Genomic DNA, 17,744 nt, shown 5'->3' with positions numbered 1-17,744 from the left:
TTTCCCCAACGCCCCATCACGTCCTGCCACCTTTCCCCCAACGCCCCATCACGTCCAGCCACCTTTCCCCCAACGCCCCATCACGTCCTGCCACGTTTTCCCCAACGCCCCATCACGTCCTGCCACGTTTTCCCCAACGCCCCATCACGTCCTGCCACCTTTTCCCCAACGCCCCATCACGTCCTGCCACCTTTTCCCCAACGCCCCATCACGTCCTGCCACCTTTTCCCCAACGACCCATCACGTCCTGCCACCTTTTCCCCAACGACCCATCACGTCCTGCACATGGCGCGGGCCGTCGTCGTCCTCTGCGGGAGCGGCGCAGCCACGCGGAGCGCCGACGACGCACCCTGCCATTCTCGACGCGCACTTTCCTTTGCGACCCTCGAATTTGCGGCGCGAATAGGAATGTGCGGCGCGGAAGGGAATATGCGCGTCGCGGGCGGGGCGGGAGGGGCCGGGGGTCGGGAGGGGCCGTCGTCGTGCATTGCGGCCTAATCCCTCCCCGCGGGGGGCGCCAGCACTATGTCAACTCTGGTCTGCCTCTGATCCCGGGCATACAATGACCACGCCTTATTTGGCCCTGACAGACATCACAGTGCGGGTGCGCCACCCCGTATAGCGACAGACACCGTTGGAAGGTGGATCGTCATGAGACGGTTCCTGGCCCTGCTTATTGCCGTTGCTTTGACGGGCGTAGCCGTGCCCGCCCTGGGCGCCAGCGCCGCCCGGGCCGCAGCCGGACCGTGCATCGGGGCACCTCCCGCCGACGGCACGTCCTACGCGGAAACCCGGCAATTCGTGGACGCCCAGTCCTAGTGGATGCCGGACGCCGACCAGGCCAACAACTCCGTCACCAACAACGGCCACGTCCACCTGGGGGCCTGTATTCCCGAGCGCGAGACCATCAGTTCCGGCAACTTCACCGTGAATGTGCGGGTGGTCCTCCACGACAACCCCGGCACGGCAAACTACGTCTCGATGGTGTTCCTCACGTCCGGCGGCGAAACCGCGGTCCAGAAGTGCTACCTGCGGGCGGCGGCGGCCGACTTCGCCTGCCCCGGCCCGTCCAGCACGGGCGGCGGCGACTTTGTGTGCAGTGGAACCTGCGAGCGCTGGCTGACATTCTCGCGGCCCCTCTCGGCATTCAGTCATTCGGGCCTGCAGGAGGTCCACCTCCGCGCGTTCGTGCCGGAGCCGAACGGCAACGAGATGCGGGCAAGCCTCAACTGGCAAACCAATATCCAGAACGGAAAGTCCCGGTCCGATGCCGCCCGGTACCCGTTCCTGCGCGGCAAGGGCTGGTACACCCATTCCGGGTACTGCGAGGCCTCGGTCCGCAGCGTCCCCATTCCGGACGCCCCGGTGTCCGGTGTCTGGTCGCCCGCCGTTGGCTTGACCACCCATCCCAACGGATCACTCCCGGCAACGCACTCCTTCATCTCGATCGACCCCGACTTCCATGCCGATCCGCCCAACCCCGGAACCGTCCTGTGGGATTCCGCCGGCCCCTACGGGCGGGCGTCCTTCGGTTCGGCGCCCATCGCGATCGACACCAGGACCCTGGCCAACGGCTTGCACAAGCTGCATCTCCGCACGTCGTGCCGGGACAACAAGCTGGGGTCCACGAATTCCGAGGTGACGGTGGTTCCGTTCACGGTGGCCAACTGATCCCGGCTTTTTCGACGCGCGGCTGCAATTTCGACGCGCAGGTTCCTCTCCGCACCCCGTATATCCGGTTCGCCACGGAACCTGCGCCGCGGAGGGGAATTTGCGCGTCGCCAGCGACAGGGCCGGAATTGGTGCCGTGGCCGCCCAAGGTGCGGGCCGTCGTCGTGCGTTCCTGCCGATTTCGACGCGCGGCTGCAGTTTCGACGCGCAGGTTCCTCTCCGCACCCCGTATATCCGGTTCGCCAGGGAACCTGCGCCGCGGAGAGGAATATGCGCGTCGCCAGGACCAGGGCCGGAATTGGTGCCGTGGCCGCCCAGGGTGCGGGCCGTCGTCGTGCGTTCCTGCCGATTTCGACGCGCGGCTGCGGTTCCGACGCGCAGGTGCCGATTTCGACGCGCGGCTGCGATTTCGACGCGCAGGTTCCTCTCCGCACCCCGTATATCCGGTTCGCCACGGAACCTGCGCCGCGGAAGGGAATATGCGCGTCGCCAGGACCAGGGCCGGGGCCCAGTGCCCACCGGCGGAGCACGTTTCTTAAGCCTTTCTTAGGAACGGTGCGGGACGATCGAACCAGAGACCAGGACAGAACCCTGTCCACCGCCGGACCCCCGAAGGACTTCCGTGTACCAGCCAGCCCGTGACCGCCAAGAGACTGCAGCCGCCCCCGGAACTCCCAAAGCTGCCGGCACCCAGTTCCCCGCGCTCCCCCAGCCCCGCCACTGGGTGCTGCTGGGCGTGCTGCTGTGTGCCGCCGTCGTCGCCCTGGGCCTGACCGTGCAGCTGACGCCCGGCGAAACCACGGCCGAACTGCACGTGGACCAGGACCTCAGCCAGCACCACGTGGCCGCGCTGACCGCCATAGCCATGGCGATCAACGTCCTGTTCGCTCCCGTGGCGGGCGTGTGCATCATCGCGGCGATCGCCCTGGTCCTCTGGCTGGTGCGCCGCGACTTCCCGAAGGCCATCGCGTTCGGGCTCACGGCTTGCTCCGGCTGGGTGGCCAGCGAAGTCTTCAAGCTCATCATCGCCCGGCAGCGGCCCAACCCCGGCCTGCTCTACGATCCCTTGGCCCCGGAAACCGGCTCCAACAGCTTCCCCAGCGGCCATGTTTCCTTCGCCGTTGCCCTGGCCTTCGCGGTGTACTTCCTGAGCCGCGGCACCCGCTGGTCCAAGCCCGTGGCCGCAGCCGGCGCCGCCTTGCCCGTGATTGTTGCGTGGTCGCGGGTATATGTAGGGGTGCACTACCCCACCGATGTGATTGCCTCCTTCCTGGCGGCAGGCGCCGCGGTGGTCCTGCTCGCCGGACTCTGGAACCGCTTTGGCCCCCGGCTCCTGGACCGCCTGCCCGCAGCGCTTACCGCCCCTGCCAGCCGACACTAAGGACCCCCGTGCACACCATCCTCGCCGCCCACGCCATTTCCGGCGTCGCCACCGCCAGCGGTTCCCCGTCCCTGCTGGACCCGGCCAGCCTCCTGGAAGGATTCGGCCCCGCCGCGCTGGGAGTCATCGCCGTGATGGTCTTCATCGAATCCGGCGTCCTGTTCCCGTTCCTGCCCGGCGACTCGCTGCTGTTCACCGCCGGGCTCCTGCACCAGCAACTGAACCTCACCCTGCCCGTCCTGATCGGCGTGGTCACGGCCGCCGCGGTGGCCGGCGACCAGGTGGGCTTCCTCCTGGGCCGCAAATTCGGCCGCCGTTGGTTCAAGGACGACGCCAAGGTGCTCAAGACCGCCCACCTCACCGCCACCGAGAACTTCTTCCACCGGCACGGCGGCGCCGCGATCGTCCTGGCCCGCTTCGTACCCATCATCAGGACCTTCGCGCCGCTGACCGCCGGAACCGCCCGCTACGGACACAAGGCATTCACCCTGTGGAACATCGTGGGCGCGCTGGCATGGGCCACGTCCGTGACACTGCTGGGCACCTGGCTGGGACACTACGAGGTCATCGCCAGGAACATCGACGTGATCGCCATCCTCATGGTGCTGGTGTCCGTGGTGCCGTGGGGCATCGAGTACCTCAAGCACCGGCGCAGGAACCGCCGCGCCGCAGCGGAGCAGGCAACGGACGACGACGGCACGGACCTTGGAGCCGACCCTGCGCCATCGCTCGACACGGCAGCCAGCACCTCCGGCCGGGACGGCGGCACGACAGAATAGCCGCATGACACCTGCGGACCGGCTCTCCCTGCTGCTCGCCGAGGACGACCCCGCCCTGGGCCCGCTCATCACCGAACTGCTGGAACCGGACTACCGGGTCCGGCTGGCGGTCACCGGGCAGGAGGCCCTGCACCTGGGGCTCACGCAGCCCTGGGACGTGATGGTTATTGACCGCGGACTGCCCATCCTGGACGGCCTGGGCGTCATCGCAGCGCTCCGGTCCAAGGGCATCGGCACCCCCATTTTGGTCCTCACGGCGCTGGGCGAAACCGACGAGAAGGTCCGCGGGCTGGACGCCGGAGCCAACGACTACATGGCCAAACCGTTCGACGCCGGCGAGCTGGCTGCGCGCCTGCGCGCCCTGACCCGGACCTTCAGTACCCCCGCGGGACCGGTGGGGATCGGCACCTGGGAGTTCGACCCGGCGTCGCGCGCTGTCCGCTCCCTGTACGGGGGCCTGGTGACGCTGACCGCCAAGGAAGCCGAAGTCCTGGCGGCGCTCGCGGCCGAGCCCGGCAGGGTGTTCACCCGCGATGAACTGCTCGCCGCGCACTTCCAGTCCACGGACCAGCCCGGCGTGATCGACACCTACGTCCACCACCTGCGCCGGAAGATTTCCCGGACCGTGATCCGCACCGTCCACGGCGTGGGCTACCAGATCGGCGACCCGTCATGACCGCAGCCCCTTCCCCTGCTGATCCGGACCGGGAAACCCTCCGCCGCGCGTCGCTCAAGGTGGCCCTGCGGATCAGTGCCGGGGTGGCCGTCCTGGTGCTGGTGCTGCTCGCCGCCGCCACCGTGTTCCTGATGAACAAGCTGGCGCACCCCTCGGCGCCCTCCTCCCCGGCCTACACGTACCTGGACTCGAGGGACCTGATCGAGGGGATGATCCTGGCCGGGCTGGCGGGAATTGTGCTGGCCGGCGTGGTGGGGTGGGTCAGCGCGCGCAGCGCCATCCGGCCCCTCGGCGAGGCCCTGGCCCGGCAGCGGCGCTTTGTCCAGGACGCGAGCCACGAACTTCGCACACCCCTGGCCATCCTGGACACCCGCATCCAGCTGGCCCAGCGCAAAGCCGAGCCGGGGTCAGAATCCGCGCAGGCCCTCGCGCGGATCCGGGAGGACACCGCCACGCTGACGGGGATCGTCAACGAGTTGCTCCTGGCCGCGACGGCGTCCGCACCTTCCGCCGGCGCGGAGCCTGCCGATGCTGCCTCTGCTGCCCGGTCCGTCAGCGAAAGCCTGCAGGACCTGGCCCGGCAACAGGGGGTTTCCGTGGAGTTCTCCAGTGGCGGCCCGGCGATGGTCCGGGTGGATTCCGGTTCGTTGCGGCGGGCGGTCCTGGCACTGGCGGACAACGCGCTGGCCCACACTCCTTCCGGCGGCCGGGTGGCCATCAGTTGCTCTGTTGAAGGGTCCCGGGCGGTGATCCTGGTGGCGGATACCGGCTCCGGGATTACCGGCGTGGACCCGGGCCGGATTTTTGACCGGTTTGTCCGCGCCCCGGGACTGGACGGGGACGGGGGCCGCCGAAGCTTCGGCATTGGCCTGGCCCTGGTCCGCGACATCGCGACGGCGGCCGGCGGGACCGTAGAGGTGGCCCGCACCGGGCCCGGGGGAACCACCATGCGGCTGGCGCTCCCCCTGGCGCTCCCCCTGGCACCGGACTGACCGGGGCTGACCGCTGAGGTGCGGGCCGCCGTCGTACGTGGGCCGCACTGCGTGGGCCGCGTGCCGCCGTCGTACGCTGCCGTTTTCGACGCGCACCTTCCCCTCCGCGGCCCACCCTCCTTAGCGACGCGCACCTTCCCCTCCGCAGCCCACATTCGAGTCGCGCGGAAGAATATGCGCGTCGGCGGGGAGTATCCGCGCCGCCATCATTGTCCGGCCGACATTTCCGACCCGCACCTTGCCCTCCGCGGCCCGCCCTCCTTATCGACGCGCACCACTGTTTTCGACGCGCACCTTCCCCTCAGCGGCCCACATTCGAGTCGCGTCATGGAATATGCGCGTCGGCGGGGAGTATCCGCGTCGCCATCATTGTCCGGCCGACATTTCCGACCCGCCCCTTCCCCTCCGCGTCGCCATCATTGTCCGGCCGACATTTCCGACCCGCACATCCATCCTCGACACGCACTCCCCTTCCTCAAGCCGGCAATGCGATTTCGACGCGCACCTTCCCCTCCGCGGCCCACATTCGAGTCGCGTCATGGAATATGCGCGTCGGGAGGGAGTAAGCGTGTCGGGAGCGGGTTTCCGCATCGGTGCGAAGCTCGGGCGGATAACTCGGGTATTGACGGTCCACTTGTTTTTTGCAAGTATCAGCCTTATCCGCACCAACCCCTTGGAAAAGAGACCATGATGACCGCAATGTTCGTCAACCTGCCGGTGACCGACCTGGAGCGCGCCAAGGCGTTCTACACGGCGGTAGGGTTCACCATCAACCCCCTCTTCACGGACCACAACGCGGCCTGCGTGGTGGTGGAGGAAGACCACAGTTACTTCATGCTCCTGGTCCGCGAGTACTTCCAGACCTTCAGCGAGCGTCCCATCGGCGACCCATCCGCCACGGTATCGGCCACCACCGCGATCTTCCTGGACAGCCGGGATGCAGTGGACTCCACCGTGGCCAACGGCTTCGCGGCCGGCGGCTCCGAAGCGCAGCCCGCCTCCGACTACGGCTTCATGTACCAGCGCCAGCTCACGGACCCGGACGGCAACATCCTGGAATTCGGCTACATGGACCCGGCGGCCGCGCAACAGGGACCCGAAGCCTTCATGAACCAGCAGGCCTGAGGTCCATGGCCGCACGCGACTACGGGCAGTACTCCGGGATTACGCAGGCCATGGAGATCGTTGGCGAGCGGTGGGCCCTCCTGATTGTCCGCGACCTGCTGGTGGGGCCGCGCCGCTACGGGGAGCTCGCCGCCGGGCTCCCCCGCATCCCCACCAACATCCTGGCCGCGCGGCTCAAGGAGCTCCAGGCCGCCGGCGTCATCCGGCGGGCTCCCCGCTCCCGGGTGATCGTCTACGAACTGACGCCGTACGGCCGCGAGCTTGAACCCGTGATCCTCGCCCTGGGCGCCTGGGGTTTCAAGGCCATGGGCGATCCCCGCGAGGAGCAAATCATCACCCCCGACTCAATGACCATGGACCTGCGCACCACCTTCCGGCCGGACGTGGCCGCCACCCTGCCGGCCACCGCCTACGCGGCGCACTTCGGTTCCACCGAGCTCCTGATCCGGGTGGATGGCCCCAGCCTGGACGTCCGGCGTGGCGACGGCGCGGCCGACCTCGCGTTCGCCAGCGGACCGGGCATCCGGCGGCTTATCGCCGGCGAACTCGCCCCCGACCGCGCCATCGAGAGCGGCGTGGTCCAGGTGCTGAGCGGACAAGGGAACCTCCTGCACCGCTTCGCGGACACGTTCCATCTGGCGGCCTAACCCGCTAGCCTGACCCGACACCCTTGATGCACCTACATGAACCGCCTCTGAATGGAGCATTGCGATGACCAAGACCCAGGAAACCGGCACCGTCGTCAGCGTTCTGTCGCCCGACGGCACCTCCCTCAGCGTGGAGCGGATGGGGACGGGACCCAGCCTGGTCCTGGTGGACGGAGCCTTCTGCGGCCGCAACTTCGGGCCCTCCCGCGCCCTGGCGAATGAACTGAAGGATGCCTTCACGGTGTACTTTTACGACCGGCGCGGGCGCGGGGACAGCGGCGAGACCCTGCCGTACGCTACCGAGCGGGAAATCGAGGACCTCCAGGCCGTGCTGAACGAGGCCGGCGGGAATCCTTATGTCTACGGGATCTCTTCGGGCGCCGCGCTGGCCCTCGAGGCTGCCGCGGCGGGAGTTCCAATGCGCGGCCTGGCCACGTATGAGGCGCCCTACACCGGTGTCCAGGGCGCCGACGGGACACCGGGGAGCCACCGCGAACACCTCGAGGCCCTGCTGCGGGACGGCAAGCGCGGCAGCGCCGTGTCCTACTTCCTGGTCAAGATGGTGGGGGCGCCGGCGTTCCTTCCTTACATGCTGCGCCTCATGCCGGGGGTGTGGAAGAAGCAGACGGCGGCGGCGAACACGTTGCCCTACGAAACCTGGGTGACCAACAACTTCGTGGCCCCCGTGGACCGGCTCCGCACCATCACCGTGCCCACCCTGGTCATGGTGGGCGGAAAAGCCGCAGACCCCATGGCGCAGGGGCAACAGACCATCGCGGCCGCCGTTCCCGGCAGCGAGCACCGCGTCCTCGACGGCCAGACCCACCAGGTTTCCGCCGCCGCCATCGCCACCCAGCTCAGGGGCTTTTTCACCGCCTGAGCCAGCCGGCCGACGTCGTGCTCGCCTCCTTGACGCCTGCCTGCGCCGCGCCGCCCTCCTCTCGGGGCGGCTTGGGCCGCATGCGGCGGATAATCCTGCGGGAATCCCTATTGATCCGTCCGCGGCGGCTCAATAGGTTGGTTTCACCCGGCCAAAGCACAGCCGGAGGGGCGCATCAGGCAGAGGAGCGCCGCAAAAGGGAGGACCGCATGCCGGCACGAAAGGGTTCAGCGTCGATTCTCCTGGCACTGCTGGTGTGTACCGGTATCGCCGGGTGCGAGTCGAAACCGCCGGCGCCGGATATTCCAAGAATCACAGACGCCAGGACCGTGCATTTCACTGCCGCCGGCGACACCGGCATCGAAGAGGGCGCCGAGTCCGTGCTCGACACCATTAAAGACCTTGGTCCCGATTTCAACCTCCACCTCGGCGACATGTCCTATTCCGACGTTCCGGAGCAGGAGTTCTGTGACATGGTCACCAACAAGCTTGGCCCGTACTTTCCATATCAGCTCGTCGCCGGCAATCACGAAAGCGACGGCCTGCAAGGCGACATTGAGAACTTCGCGCAGTGCCTGCCGAACAAGCTGCAGGGTCTCCAGGGTGAGTATGCCAAGCAGTGGTACGTGGACCTGCCCCAGGAAGAACCCCTTGTCAGGCTGATTTTGGTCTCTCCGGGGATTCCATTCAAAGACGGTGATGAACTGGACTACTCAGAGGGCAGTGCCCGCTGGCAGTGGACCGAGGGCGCTATCGACGGCGCCCGGGACGCGAAGATTCCTTGGACTGTGGTGGGCATGCACACCCCTTGCTTCAGCATCGGGCGCTATAGCTGCGACGCCGGGCGCGAGCTGACCGACATGCTGATCCGGAAGAAGGTGGATCTGGTCCTGAACGGCCACGAACACGTTTACCAACGGACCAATCAGCTGGCCACGAGTGTTAGCTGCCGCCAAATATCAGCCAGGAAGGAATGCATGGCTGATACGGATGACTCACTCATCAAGGGCAAGGGCACTGTGTTCGTCACTTCCGGGTTGGGTGGCAGGAACATCAGGGCCATCAACACCAAGGACGAGGAAAAGCCCTACTTCACTGCTTGGTCCGGCAGCAACGCAGACCCGGCGCTCGGGACGCTGGACGTCCAGGTGACAGGCTCGCGGATGGACGTGAAATTCGTGCCCGCGGCCGGATACTCCTTCACAGATTCCTTCAGCGTCACCAAATAATCCATGCCGCGGCTCTTACTGGCGCGCCCCGCCGTCGTGCTTTCCCTGGTTGGATCTGGAGCTGCGGGCGCTGACGACCGGAACCGTCAGGCAGCCCATCCGCGCCCGACGGCGTCCAGGGCCTGCATGTACACCCCGGCCCAATCGGCCCCGGGCGGTCCAACCTGCGCCAACTCAAGACTCACAAGGCCGTGGACCTGGCCCCAGATGGCGGCCGCGATCAGGTCCACGGGTGCCTCACGCAGGGTGCCGGCGGACTGTGCAGAAGCGACCGCGTCCTTCAGTGGCTGCATGGCATCCATGGCCGCGTCGGGGTCTGGCTGGCAATCGACGTACGCGGCCAAAGCGCCGCCGAACATCAGGCGGTAGAGGGCCGGGTGCTGGAGTGCCCAGGCCCGGTAGGCGTCCCCGAGCCCCTGGAGGCCGCCGCCGGCTGCTGCCCGCTGCGAATCGCCGAAGGAGCGGAACCCGTCCTCCACCACTGCTGTCAGGAGCTGGGCTTTTCCGCCGAACAGTGAGTACACAGCCGTGGTGGACGTCCTTGCCGCGGCGGCCACGTCCCGCAGCGTCAGCCGCGCGGGACCACTGCGGTCCACCAACTCGGCGGTGACGTCCAACAGGTCCCGCCTCAGGGAATCGTTATGCACAACAGGTCTTGCCATGGACCCCATTGTTTCATAACCTTGTTTTGTAACAGTGTTATGAAACGATCAAGCGAGGGAGTTCCCATGGCGCAGAAGGTATTTCCGGGCCGGTACACCGCCGACCCCGCACGGGAATCCGTAACGGTCTTCCTGATCGGCATGCGGGCCAACCGGTGGTGGAAGATCGGAACCGTAGGCAGGGTCGGTGCCGCCATGGGGCGCATGCTCCAGCACCTGGCCACGGTCCCCGAAGCGGGAATGCTCGGCTACCACCAGTGGGCGGGGCGCACCACCATGTTGGTCAGCTACTGGGAGAGTCCGGAGCACCTGCGGAAGTTTGCGGCGGACCGGGACGCCCCTCATCTTGAGCCCTGGCGCCGCTTCATGAAGGAGCTTGCCGGGAGCGGAGACGTCGGCGTTTGGCACGAGACATACCAGGTGCCGGCCACCGGCATCGAGGTCGTCTACAGCGGAATGCCGGTCTTTGGGCTCGCCAAGGCAACGACACATGTCCCAATCGGCGCAGGAACCAACACCGCCAAGCAGCGGATGGGCCGCGCCGGCGCCTAGGGGAGAAAGCAGCCGCTCCGGCTCGGGTTTTCGACGCGCGGATTCATCCTCGACGCGGGCGCTCCCTCCCGCGGCCCACATGGAGCGTGCGCGTCAGCGGGGCAAATGCGCGTCCCTGATGGGGGACGGTACGACTGGCCAACAGGGTAAGCCGCTTATCCACATAACCCCGGACTGCCGTTCCGGTGATGCGCTCTGCACGCCACCGTTGATACATGACCGAACTCCCGCCGTTCCTGCTTTCGCGGGACCGCATTCTGCACGGGCTCAGCGCCAACGATCTGGCCAAGCGCGTGCGGTCCGGCACCCTCGTGCGGGTCCGGCACGGCGTGTATGTCGACGGACCAGCGTGGCGGGACCTGAAGCCTTGGCAGCAGTACCGCGTCAGGGTCCAGGCCGCCGCGGAAACGTTTGAGAAAACCACAATTTTCGCCAGACACTCCTCAGCCAGCGTGTGGGACATCCCGTTCATCGGCCAGAACCACCCGGTTCAGGCCCTCACGTTGAAGAACGACGGCGGGAGGTCACGTGCCGGAGTCAGCCGCCACTTCGCTGCCCGGTCGGGCCTGAGGGCGTGCTGCGTGGAGGGGCTGCTGGTCACCGACCGCGTCCGGACTGTCCTGGACCTGGCCGCATTCAGCCCCTTCGCCGAAGCCATGGCACCGCTGGACCACGTGCTCCGGCCGGACCTGGCCCGTCAATTGCCTGCCCTGACCAAGGCTGAACTGGAGGCGGGCATCGGGAACATCTACTCCGCTGCGGCGGCGCGACGGATCCGGGCCGCCATCGCTTTTGCCGATCCCGCGTCTGCTTCGGCCGGCGAATCCTGGAGCCGCGCACTGATCCACGTGGCCGGCTTCGAACCCCCACTCCTCCAGCAGCGCTTCACGGACGCCGCCGGCCTGGTGGGGTACTCGGATTTCTACTGGAAGGAGTCGCGGATCATTGGCGAGTTCGACGGTGAGGAGAAGTACGTCAAACCCGAGTTCCTCAAGGGCAGGACCACATCCGAGGCAGTCCTGGCTGAGAAGAAACGCGAAAACCGACTTCGTTCTTTGGGATTCCGCGTGGAGCGGTGGGACTGGGCGGAGCTCGCTGCGGCTGGAACGCTGGAACGGAAGCTCGCGGCGGCGGGGGTGGGCCGGCGTCGTACGCGTTCCGCTGTTCTCGACCCGCAAAATCCCTTGTGACGCACCATCTGCCGCGCGCGGCGCTTATGTGGGTGGCGTTCAGGAATTTGCGCGTCGGGACTGAACCTCAGCAGCGGTGTCCGGCAACCCGTTCGGTGAAGCCACCCTCTGGCCCGCCATGCGTCGGCCCCCGCAGGCGGTGATCCGACCGAGCCGACTTCACCCCTCGTTGCATGCAGACCGCCGTCATACGCTTGGGCGCCTCACCGGTGGCGCTCCTACTGAAAAGCCATCACAGTAGAAGGCATGAATGCCGCAGAGGATGAGGACGTCACCGGAACCATCGAGCTCTCCGGCGGCTTGCTCCACCTGAAGTGGTCGCCCGGGGACGTGGTCACGGAGCGGGATGCCAGGGCGCTGATGCACCGGGCCCGGGCCCTCAGCGGGGGCCGCGCCCTTCCGATGCTGGTCGAAATGACAGGCTTGGAATGGATTGACCAGGGCGCCCTGACGGCCTTCGCCGGCACCTGGCCGGTGAAGTGCGCGGCGGTGGTAGGCACATCCCCCGTAGACCAAACACTGGCCGACTTCTATATGGGACGGCACAAGCCGGCCCATCCCACCCGATACTTCACCTCCATGGACGAGGCAATCGCGTGGCTGAACGAGGATGCGCCGCTGGTGTGAGCGGAGGCCTCGGGGAATTTCTGCTTCTGTGGTTCCATTACGACGCGCAAAACCACCTCCGACGCGCAAATTCCCTAGCGCGGCCGGAATCTGCGCAGCGGCAGGGAATACGCGCGTCGAAAACGAATGGGCGCAGCGCGGAAGCGGTTCAGGTCTCCTGCGCCGCCACGTCAGACGCCGGCAGCTCGGGCGCTGCCCCCAAAGCCCGCTGCGTGGCCACCCAACTGGCGAGGACCTTCAGTGCGTCCTCTGACGGCGAGCCCGGCTCGGCCGTATAGATGTTGATGCGCAGCCCGGGATCCGCAGGAAGCTCCATCGCCTCATAGGTCAGGTCCAGGTCCCCCACGATGGAATGATGGAGCCGCTTGCGGCCGGTGCGGTGGTACTTCACGTCGTGCCGGGCCCAGCGGACGCGGAACTCCTCGCTGCGGGTGGAGAGTTCGCCGATCAGGTCCGAGAGGTCCTTGTCGTACGGGTTCTTGCCCGCAGTGGACCGCAGCACGGCCACGATGTCGTCCGCGGCGCGCTCCCAGTCGGCGAAGAACTCCCTCGCCTTCGGGCTCAGGAAGGTGAACCTCGCGCTGTTGGGCGGGGTGCCGCCGTCGAGCATCATCTCCAGGTACAGGGCCCGGCCCAGCTCGTTGGAAGCCAGCACGTCGCCGCGGTCGTTGCGGACCCAGGCCGGCGCCGAGGTAATCGCATCGATCACCCGCTGCACGCTGGGCCGCACCGTCTGCGGGCTGCGCTTGCGCCGCACCCTCGGGGCAGCCGTGGACGCGCGCGCCAGGTCGAAAAGGTGGGCCGTCTCGGCGTCGTCCAACTGCAGGGCCCGTGCCAAAGCCTCCAGCACACTGTCCGAAGCTCCGGACAGGTTTCCCCGCTCCAGCCGGATGTAGTAATCAATGCTCATCCCGGCGAGCATGGCCACCTCCTCCCGGCGCAGGCCCTTCACGCGCCGGTTGCCGCCGTACGCGGGCAGCCCGGCTTCATCGGGTGTGAGCCTGGCGCGGCGGGAGGCCAGGAACTTCCGCACGTCGTCGCTGTTCGTCATGGCACCCACGCTACGCCCCGGGTGGACAGCGAAGGAGGGACTGGCAAGCCCTCCCACAATCCCGCGTACCGAAATAGCGTGGAGGCATGGAACTCACGCTCAACAACGGAATCACACTGCCCGCGCTCGGCCTGGGCGTCTTCCAAAGTCCCCCGGAAGAGACGACGGCGGCCGTCCAGACCGCGCTCGAGGTAGGCTACCGGCACATCGACACCGCCGCCGCCTACGGCAACGAGCGCGAGGTGGGCGAAGGCATCCGCCGCTCCGGGCTGCCGCGCGAAGAGGTCTTCATCGAGACGAAAGTCTGGGTCAGCGACTACGGCTACGACGAGGCGCTGCACGCCTGGGACAAGGCGGTGGGCAAGCTGGGCGTGGAGCAGCTGGACCTGCTCATCCTGCACCAGCCCGCGCCGGACCGGTTCGACAAGACCATCGCCGCATACAAGGCCCTGGAAACCCTGCTCAAGGACGGGCGGGTGCGGGCCATCGGCGTCAGCAACTTCATGCCGCACCACCTCACCCAACTGCTGGCGGAAACGGACGTTGTCCCCGCCGTCAACCAGATCGAACTGCACCCCTACTTCGCCCAGCGGAACGTCCAGGCGGCCGACGCCGAACACGGCATCCTCACCCAGGCATGGTCACCCATCGGCGGGATCACGTTCTACCCCGGCTGGGGCGAGAACCGGAAAAACGTCATGCGGGACCCGGCGATTGCCGCCGTCGCGGACGCCCACGGCAAGACCCCCGCGCAGGTAATGCTCCGGTGGCACCTGCAGCAGGGCCGCTCCGCCATTCCCAAGTCCACCAACCCGGTGCGCATCGCGGAGAACTTCGACGTGTTCGGTTTCGAGCTGTCCGCAGCTGAACTCGCCGCCATCGACGCCCTGGATACCGGTATCCGCAGCGGCCCGGACCCTGATGTGGCCCGGCCGGAGCGGTTCGCTATGGTCATCCCCGAAGCCTAAAGGAGAAAAAGCTATGGAATACCGCCCCCTTGGCCGCACCGGCGTGCACGTCAGCCCCCTCTGCCTCGGCGCCATGATGTTCGGCCCGTGGGGCAATGACGACCGCGCCGACGCCACCCGCATCATCCACCGCGCCCTGGACGCCGGCATCAACTTCATCGACACCGCGGACGTGTACTCCGGCGGCGCCTCCGAGGAAATCGTCGGTGCGGCACTTGCCGGAAGACGCGACGACGTCTTCCTGGCCACCAAGTTCTTCATGCCCATGAACGAAAAGGACCCCAACCAGCGCGGCGGGTCACGCCGGTGGATCATGCGGGAGGTGGAGGACTCGCTGCGCCGGCTGAACACCGACCACATCGACCTCTACCAGGTGCACCGGCCCAGCCCGGACACCGACGTGGAGGAAACCCTCGGCGCACTCACCGACCTGGTCCGCCAAGGCAAGGTGCGCTACATCGGCTCCTCCTCCTACTCCGGCTCCCAGATCGTCGAAGCCCAATGGGCGTCCCGCGAGCGCAATTTGGAGCGGTTCGTCACCGAGCAGCCGCCCTACTCCATCCTGACCCGCGGCATCGAGGAGGACGTGCTCCCCACGGTGCAGCGCCACGGGATGGGCACCCTCACGTACAGTCCGCTGGCGGGCGGCTGGCTCTCCGGACGGTGGCGGAAGGACTCCGCATCCCGGCCCACCTCGAGCGCCCGGCCCAGCGCCCGGTTCGACATGAGCCAGCCCGCCAACCAGCGCAAGCTGGACATCGTGGAGGAGCTTGCGCAGGTGGCCGAATGGGCCGGGGTGACCCTCATCGAGCTGGCCATCGCGTTCGTGATCAACCACCCCGGCGTCACCTCCGCCATCGTAGGCCCGCGCACCATGGAGCAGCTGGAGTCCTACCTCCCGGCCGAGGACACCGTCCTGGCCCCGGAGGTGCTGGACCGCATCGACCAGCTGGTGGCCCCGGGCGTCACCGTCAACCCCGACGACAACAGCTACGGCGCGCACGAACTGAGCGCCCACGCACGACGGCGGCAGCGGGCTTAGGTGCCCGCCCCGCCTTACACCCCTACGAAAGGAAAACCCATGGCAACGTGGCTCATCACAGGCTGCTCCACCGGACTTGGCCGGGCACTCGCTGAAGCCGTGCTCGCGTCCGGGCACAACGCTGCGGTCACCGCCCGGAACGTTGACCCGGTGCAGGACATCACCGCCGGCTTCCCGGACAGCGCACTTCCCCTGGCCCTCGACGTCACGGACAAGGCGCAGATCGCCGCCGCGGTCAAGGCAGCCGAGGAAAAGTTCGGCAGCATCGACGTGCTGGTGAACAACGCCGGCTACGGCTACCGCGCCGCCGTGGAGGAAGCGGACGACGCCGACATCCGCCGCCTGTTCGACACCAACTTCTTCGGCGCCGTGGACATGATCAAGGCCGTGGTGCCGGGCATGCGCGCCAACAAGTCCGGGACCATCCTGAACATCTCCTCCATCGGCGCCCGCATCACCCCTCCCGGTTCCGGCTACTACTCGGCCACCAAGGCGGCGCTGGAGGGCATGTCCGGATCGCTGCGCAACGAACTGAAGCCGCTGGGCATCAACGTCACGGCCATCGAGCCCGGGGGCTTCCGCACCGACTTCGCGGGCCGCTCGCTCACCCAGTCCGCGACGGCGATCGGGGACTACGCGGACACGGCGGGCAAGCGCCGCAAGGAAGTCGACACGGCCCACGGCAACCAGCCCGGGGACCCGGACAAGGCAGCCAAGGCGATCCTCGCCGTCGTCGATTCCCCCAACCCGCCGGGCCTGCTGGTCCTGGGCACGGACGCCTTCGGCGCGTTCGGCATGGTGGCCGATGCCCAGCGCGCCGAGCTGGACCAGTGGCAGGAGCTGAGCACCAGCACCGACATCACGGACTAGCCCAATTCGAGTACCGGGTACTCATGACACGGCGCCCGCCCGGTGCGAAAGTGGATGCCTAACAATCACTTCGCAAGAGGAACCAGCATGGCAGCCAAACGACGTCGGTCACGCAGCGGAGGCGGCGGCTCCACCGGGTGCGCGCCCTTCTTCGTCCTCATCATCGTGGCGCTCATCATCCAGTACTGGTGGGTGCTGCTGATTGCGGCGGGGGTGGTTGCGCTGACGGTGGCACTTGTCCGCTCCGCCAACGCCCCGGCACGTCCGGTCCGTATGCCGCAGCCCCCGCCGCAACCCCTCAGGCCGCCGCCCCCGCCCCGGGTGCCCAGCGGCGAGGAACTCACCGCCCAAATGCGGGCCCACAAGCGGATCAGCCGTGTGCGGGACATGCAGGAGTGGGACTACGAGTGGCTCCGGCTGGCAAACCCGGGGAAGAGCGTCCGCGAGGTCAACGAGATCGCAAACGCCCATTTTGCCCACGGGCGTTCCATCGGCCTGGACGGCGGGGACCCGTCAGTTCCCTAGCCCGGCCGCGGCCCCGGGCCGTCCACGGGGCCGCCGTCGAGCATTCCCGCCCGGTTACTCCTGCCGCACTGGGTGAACACGCCGTGCTCAGCGGCGTGTCCCCGCTCCCACGCGGGATGCGGCCGGAGTAACTGGGCCGAAGTGCACCGAACCCTTCCGCTCAGGCCGGAAGCGTGGTCAGGCTCAACTGGGCCCGGTGGTGGCGGTAGTGCTTGGGCGCCCACTCCAGGATGTCCCGGCGGCTCATCCAGGGCAGGAAGTACGGATCCCACCGCACGGGCATGGTCATGCCGCGGTCCAGTGCCCTGGTGCCGGCATGGCCGTACCAGTTCACAAGGATCCGCGTGGTCCGGTCCATCATCCCCAGCATGCCGGCCGGCTTCAGGACCTGGCCTCCGGCGGCGGATCCGGCCCAGTTCACCCAGTCATAGGGGCGGGCGCAGGAGTCCAGGAGGCGGCTCCAGTTCCGGGATGCCGGAGGCGGCAGGCGCGAGAACAGTCCCAGGAGCGGAATCCCGGCGAGCGCAATGTTCTGGCCGAGGACCATGTGGAAGAGCAACTGCCGGTTGGTCCACCGCGTTCCGTTGGAGGGCAGGTCCAGCTCATCCGCCGGGGCGCCCACAACGATGCGCCGGAAGTCGGCCGCGATCCAAAGCAGGTCTGCCTTGACCGGATCGCTGTCAGGCACCGCCATCGGACCCTGCCTTCCTTGGGTGTCAGCCGGTATTCTTTCAGGCATTGATGGATATCAATAGCATCGCAGGGCCGGCATGCCGCGACCCGTCGGGAACCGAAGGAGAAACACCATGAAGTTCCTCCAGGACGCGCCCCGGTTCCTGTTCTTCACGGGCAAGGGCGGCGTGGGCAAGACGTCCGT

At 67.5% G+C, this 17,744-nt stretch carries 20 protein-coding genes and 1 pseudogene; 18 read left to right on the top strand and 3 right to left on the bottom strand.

Features of this window, described 5'->3' with window-relative positions; genetic code table 11:
• The first annotated feature begins 651 nt into the window (after positions 1–651).
• The 10 genes from PV772_RS12710 (at position 652) to PV772_RS12665 (ending at position 9,380) form a co-directional block, all read left to right on the top strand.
• Positions 652–819, top strand: coding sequence for a hypothetical protein (locus PV772_RS12710; protein WP_347886363.1), 168 nt, complete (start codon positions 652–654; stop codon positions 817–819).
• 3 nt (positions 820–822) lie between these two features.
• Positions 823–1,671: a hypothetical protein gene (locus tag PV772_RS12705; protein WP_347886362.1), complete on the top strand. Its 849-nt coding sequence runs from the start codon at positions 823–825 to the stop codon at positions 1,669–1,671.
• 622 nt (positions 1,672–2,293) lie between these two features.
• The gene (locus tag PV772_RS12700; RefSeq protein ID WP_347886361.1) at positions 2,294–3,052 is read left to right on the top strand and encodes a phosphatase PAP2 family protein; all 759 of its coding nucleotides are present in this window, start codon (positions 2,294–2,296) and stop codon (positions 3,050–3,052) included.
• An 8-nt stretch (positions 3,053–3,060) separates the two neighbouring features.
• Complete coding sequence (locus PV772_RS12695; RefSeq protein WP_347886360.1) at positions 3,061–3,831, top strand: VTT domain-containing protein; 771 nt, start codon at positions 3,061–3,063, stop codon at positions 3,829–3,831.
• Between the two features lie 4 nt (positions 3,832–3,835).
• A complete protein-coding gene (locus PV772_RS12690) occupies positions 3,836–4,507 on the top strand; it encodes a response regulator transcription factor (protein ID WP_307359350.1) in 672 nt (223 codons plus the stop codon).
• Positions 4,504–5,499, top strand: a complete 996-nt coding sequence (locus tag PV772_RS12685) for a HAMP domain-containing sensor histidine kinase (RefSeq protein WP_347886359.1) — start codon at positions 4,504–4,506, stop codon at positions 5,497–5,499. Before PV772_RS12690 ends, PV772_RS12685 begins: the two co-directional genes overlap by 4 nt.
• Before the next feature lie 690 nt (positions 5,500–6,189).
• Positions 6,190–6,624, top strand: a complete 435-nt coding sequence (locus PV772_RS12680; RefSeq protein ID WP_347886358.1) for a VOC family protein — start codon at positions 6,190–6,192, stop codon at positions 6,622–6,624.
• Between the two features lie 5 nt (positions 6,625–6,629).
• Positions 6,630–7,271 carry a winged helix-turn-helix transcriptional regulator gene (locus PV772_RS12675; protein ID WP_141182299.1) on the top strand — a complete coding sequence of 214 codons (642 nt, stop codon included), beginning with the start codon at positions 6,630–6,632 and terminating at the stop codon, positions 7,269–7,271.
• Between the two features lie 64 nt (positions 7,272–7,335).
• The gene (locus tag PV772_RS12670) at positions 7,336–8,151 is read left to right on the top strand and encodes an alpha/beta hydrolase (protein WP_347886357.1); all 816 of its coding nucleotides are present in this window, start codon (positions 7,336–7,338) and stop codon (positions 8,149–8,151) included.
• Positions 8,152–8,360: 209 nt separating this feature from the next.
• Positions 8,361–9,380: a metallophosphoesterase gene (locus tag PV772_RS12665; protein WP_347886356.1), complete on the top strand. Its 1,020-nt coding sequence runs from the start codon at positions 8,361–8,363 to the stop codon at positions 9,378–9,380.
• Between the two features lie 86 nt (positions 9,381–9,466).
• Here the strand turns inward: PV772_RS12665 and PV772_RS12660 are convergent, their stop codons facing one another.
• Positions 9,467–10,042 (bottom strand): TetR-like C-terminal domain-containing protein, encoded by a 576-nt coding sequence (locus PV772_RS12660; protein ID WP_347886355.1) that lies wholly within the window; start codon positions 10,040–10,042, stop codon positions 9,467–9,469.
• A 66-nt stretch (positions 10,043–10,108) separates the two neighbouring features.
• Here PV772_RS12660 and PV772_RS12655 point away from each other — a divergent pair, with 66 nt between their 5' ends.
• The 3 genes from PV772_RS12655 to PV772_RS12645 all read left to right on the top strand — a co-directional run bounded on the left by PV772_RS12655 (position 10,109) and on the right by PV772_RS12645 (position 12,411).
• Positions 10,109–10,594 (top strand): DUF4188 domain-containing protein, encoded by a 486-nt coding sequence (locus tag PV772_RS12655; RefSeq protein WP_347886354.1) that lies wholly within the window; start codon positions 10,109–10,111, stop codon positions 10,592–10,594.
• A 215-nt stretch (positions 10,595–10,809) separates the two neighbouring features.
• Complete coding sequence (locus tag PV772_RS12650) at positions 10,810–11,784, top strand: type IV toxin-antitoxin system AbiEi family antitoxin domain-containing protein (protein WP_347886352.1); 975 nt, start codon at positions 10,810–10,812, stop codon at positions 11,782–11,784.
• A 246-nt stretch (positions 11,785–12,030) separates the two neighbouring features.
• Positions 12,031–12,411, top strand: a complete 381-nt coding sequence (locus PV772_RS12645; protein WP_347886351.1) for an STAS/SEC14 domain-containing protein — start codon at positions 12,031–12,033, stop codon at positions 12,409–12,411.
• 148 nt (positions 12,412–12,559) lie between these two features.
• Here the strand turns inward: PV772_RS12645 and PV772_RS12640 are convergent, their stop codons facing one another.
• Positions 12,560–13,462, bottom strand: coding sequence for a helix-turn-helix transcriptional regulator (locus tag PV772_RS12640; RefSeq protein ID WP_347886350.1), 903 nt, complete (start codon positions 13,460–13,462; stop codon positions 12,560–12,562).
• Between the two features lie 86 nt (positions 13,463–13,548).
• Between PV772_RS12640 and PV772_RS12635 the strand changes: the two genes are divergently transcribed.
• The 4 genes from PV772_RS12635 to PV772_RS12620 all read left to right on the top strand — a co-directional run bounded on the left by PV772_RS12635 (position 13,549) and on the right by PV772_RS12620 (position 16,867).
• Complete coding sequence (locus PV772_RS12635) at positions 13,549–14,430, top strand: aldo/keto reductase (RefSeq protein WP_307359366.1); 882 nt, start codon at positions 13,549–13,551, stop codon at positions 14,428–14,430.
• A gap of 13 nt (positions 14,431–14,443) precedes the next feature.
• Positions 14,444–15,472 carry an aldo/keto reductase gene (locus PV772_RS12630; protein WP_347886349.1) on the top strand — a complete coding sequence of 343 codons (1,029 nt, stop codon included), beginning with the start codon at positions 14,444–14,446 and terminating at the stop codon, positions 15,470–15,472.
• A 39-nt stretch (positions 15,473–15,511) separates the two neighbouring features.
• Positions 15,512–16,342 carry an oxidoreductase gene (locus PV772_RS12625; protein WP_347886348.1) on the top strand — a complete coding sequence of 277 codons (831 nt, stop codon included), beginning with the start codon at positions 15,512–15,514 and terminating at the stop codon, positions 16,340–16,342.
• Positions 16,343–16,429: 87 nt separating this feature from the next.
• The gene (locus PV772_RS12620; protein WP_347886347.1) at positions 16,430–16,867 is read left to right on the top strand and encodes a hypothetical protein; all 438 of its coding nucleotides are present in this window, start codon (positions 16,430–16,432) and stop codon (positions 16,865–16,867) included.
• A gap of 160 nt (positions 16,868–17,027) precedes the next feature.
• Here PV772_RS12620 and PV772_RS12615 read toward each other — a convergent pair whose 3' ends face one another.
• Positions 17,028–17,561, bottom strand: coding sequence for a DinB family protein (locus tag PV772_RS12615; RefSeq protein WP_347886346.1), 534 nt, complete (start codon positions 17,559–17,561; stop codon positions 17,028–17,030).
• Positions 17,562–17,637: 76 nt separating this feature from the next.
• Between PV772_RS12615 and PV772_RS12610 the strand changes: the two are divergent.
• Positions 17,638–17,733, top strand: a pseudogene (locus PV772_RS12610) (hypothetical protein); the annotation flags it as partial.
• Positions 17,734–17,744: the final 11 nt, after the last annotated feature.

Origin of the sequence: Pseudarthrobacter sp. CC12 (assembly GCF_039907755.1) — a bacterium.
Taxonomy (GTDB): Bacteria; Actinomycetota; Actinomycetes; order Actinomycetales; family Micrococcaceae; genus Arthrobacter; species Arthrobacter niigatensis.
The sequence above is the reverse complement of the archived record's forward strand: the minus strand, read 5'-3'. Positions and strand labels throughout refer to the sequence as shown.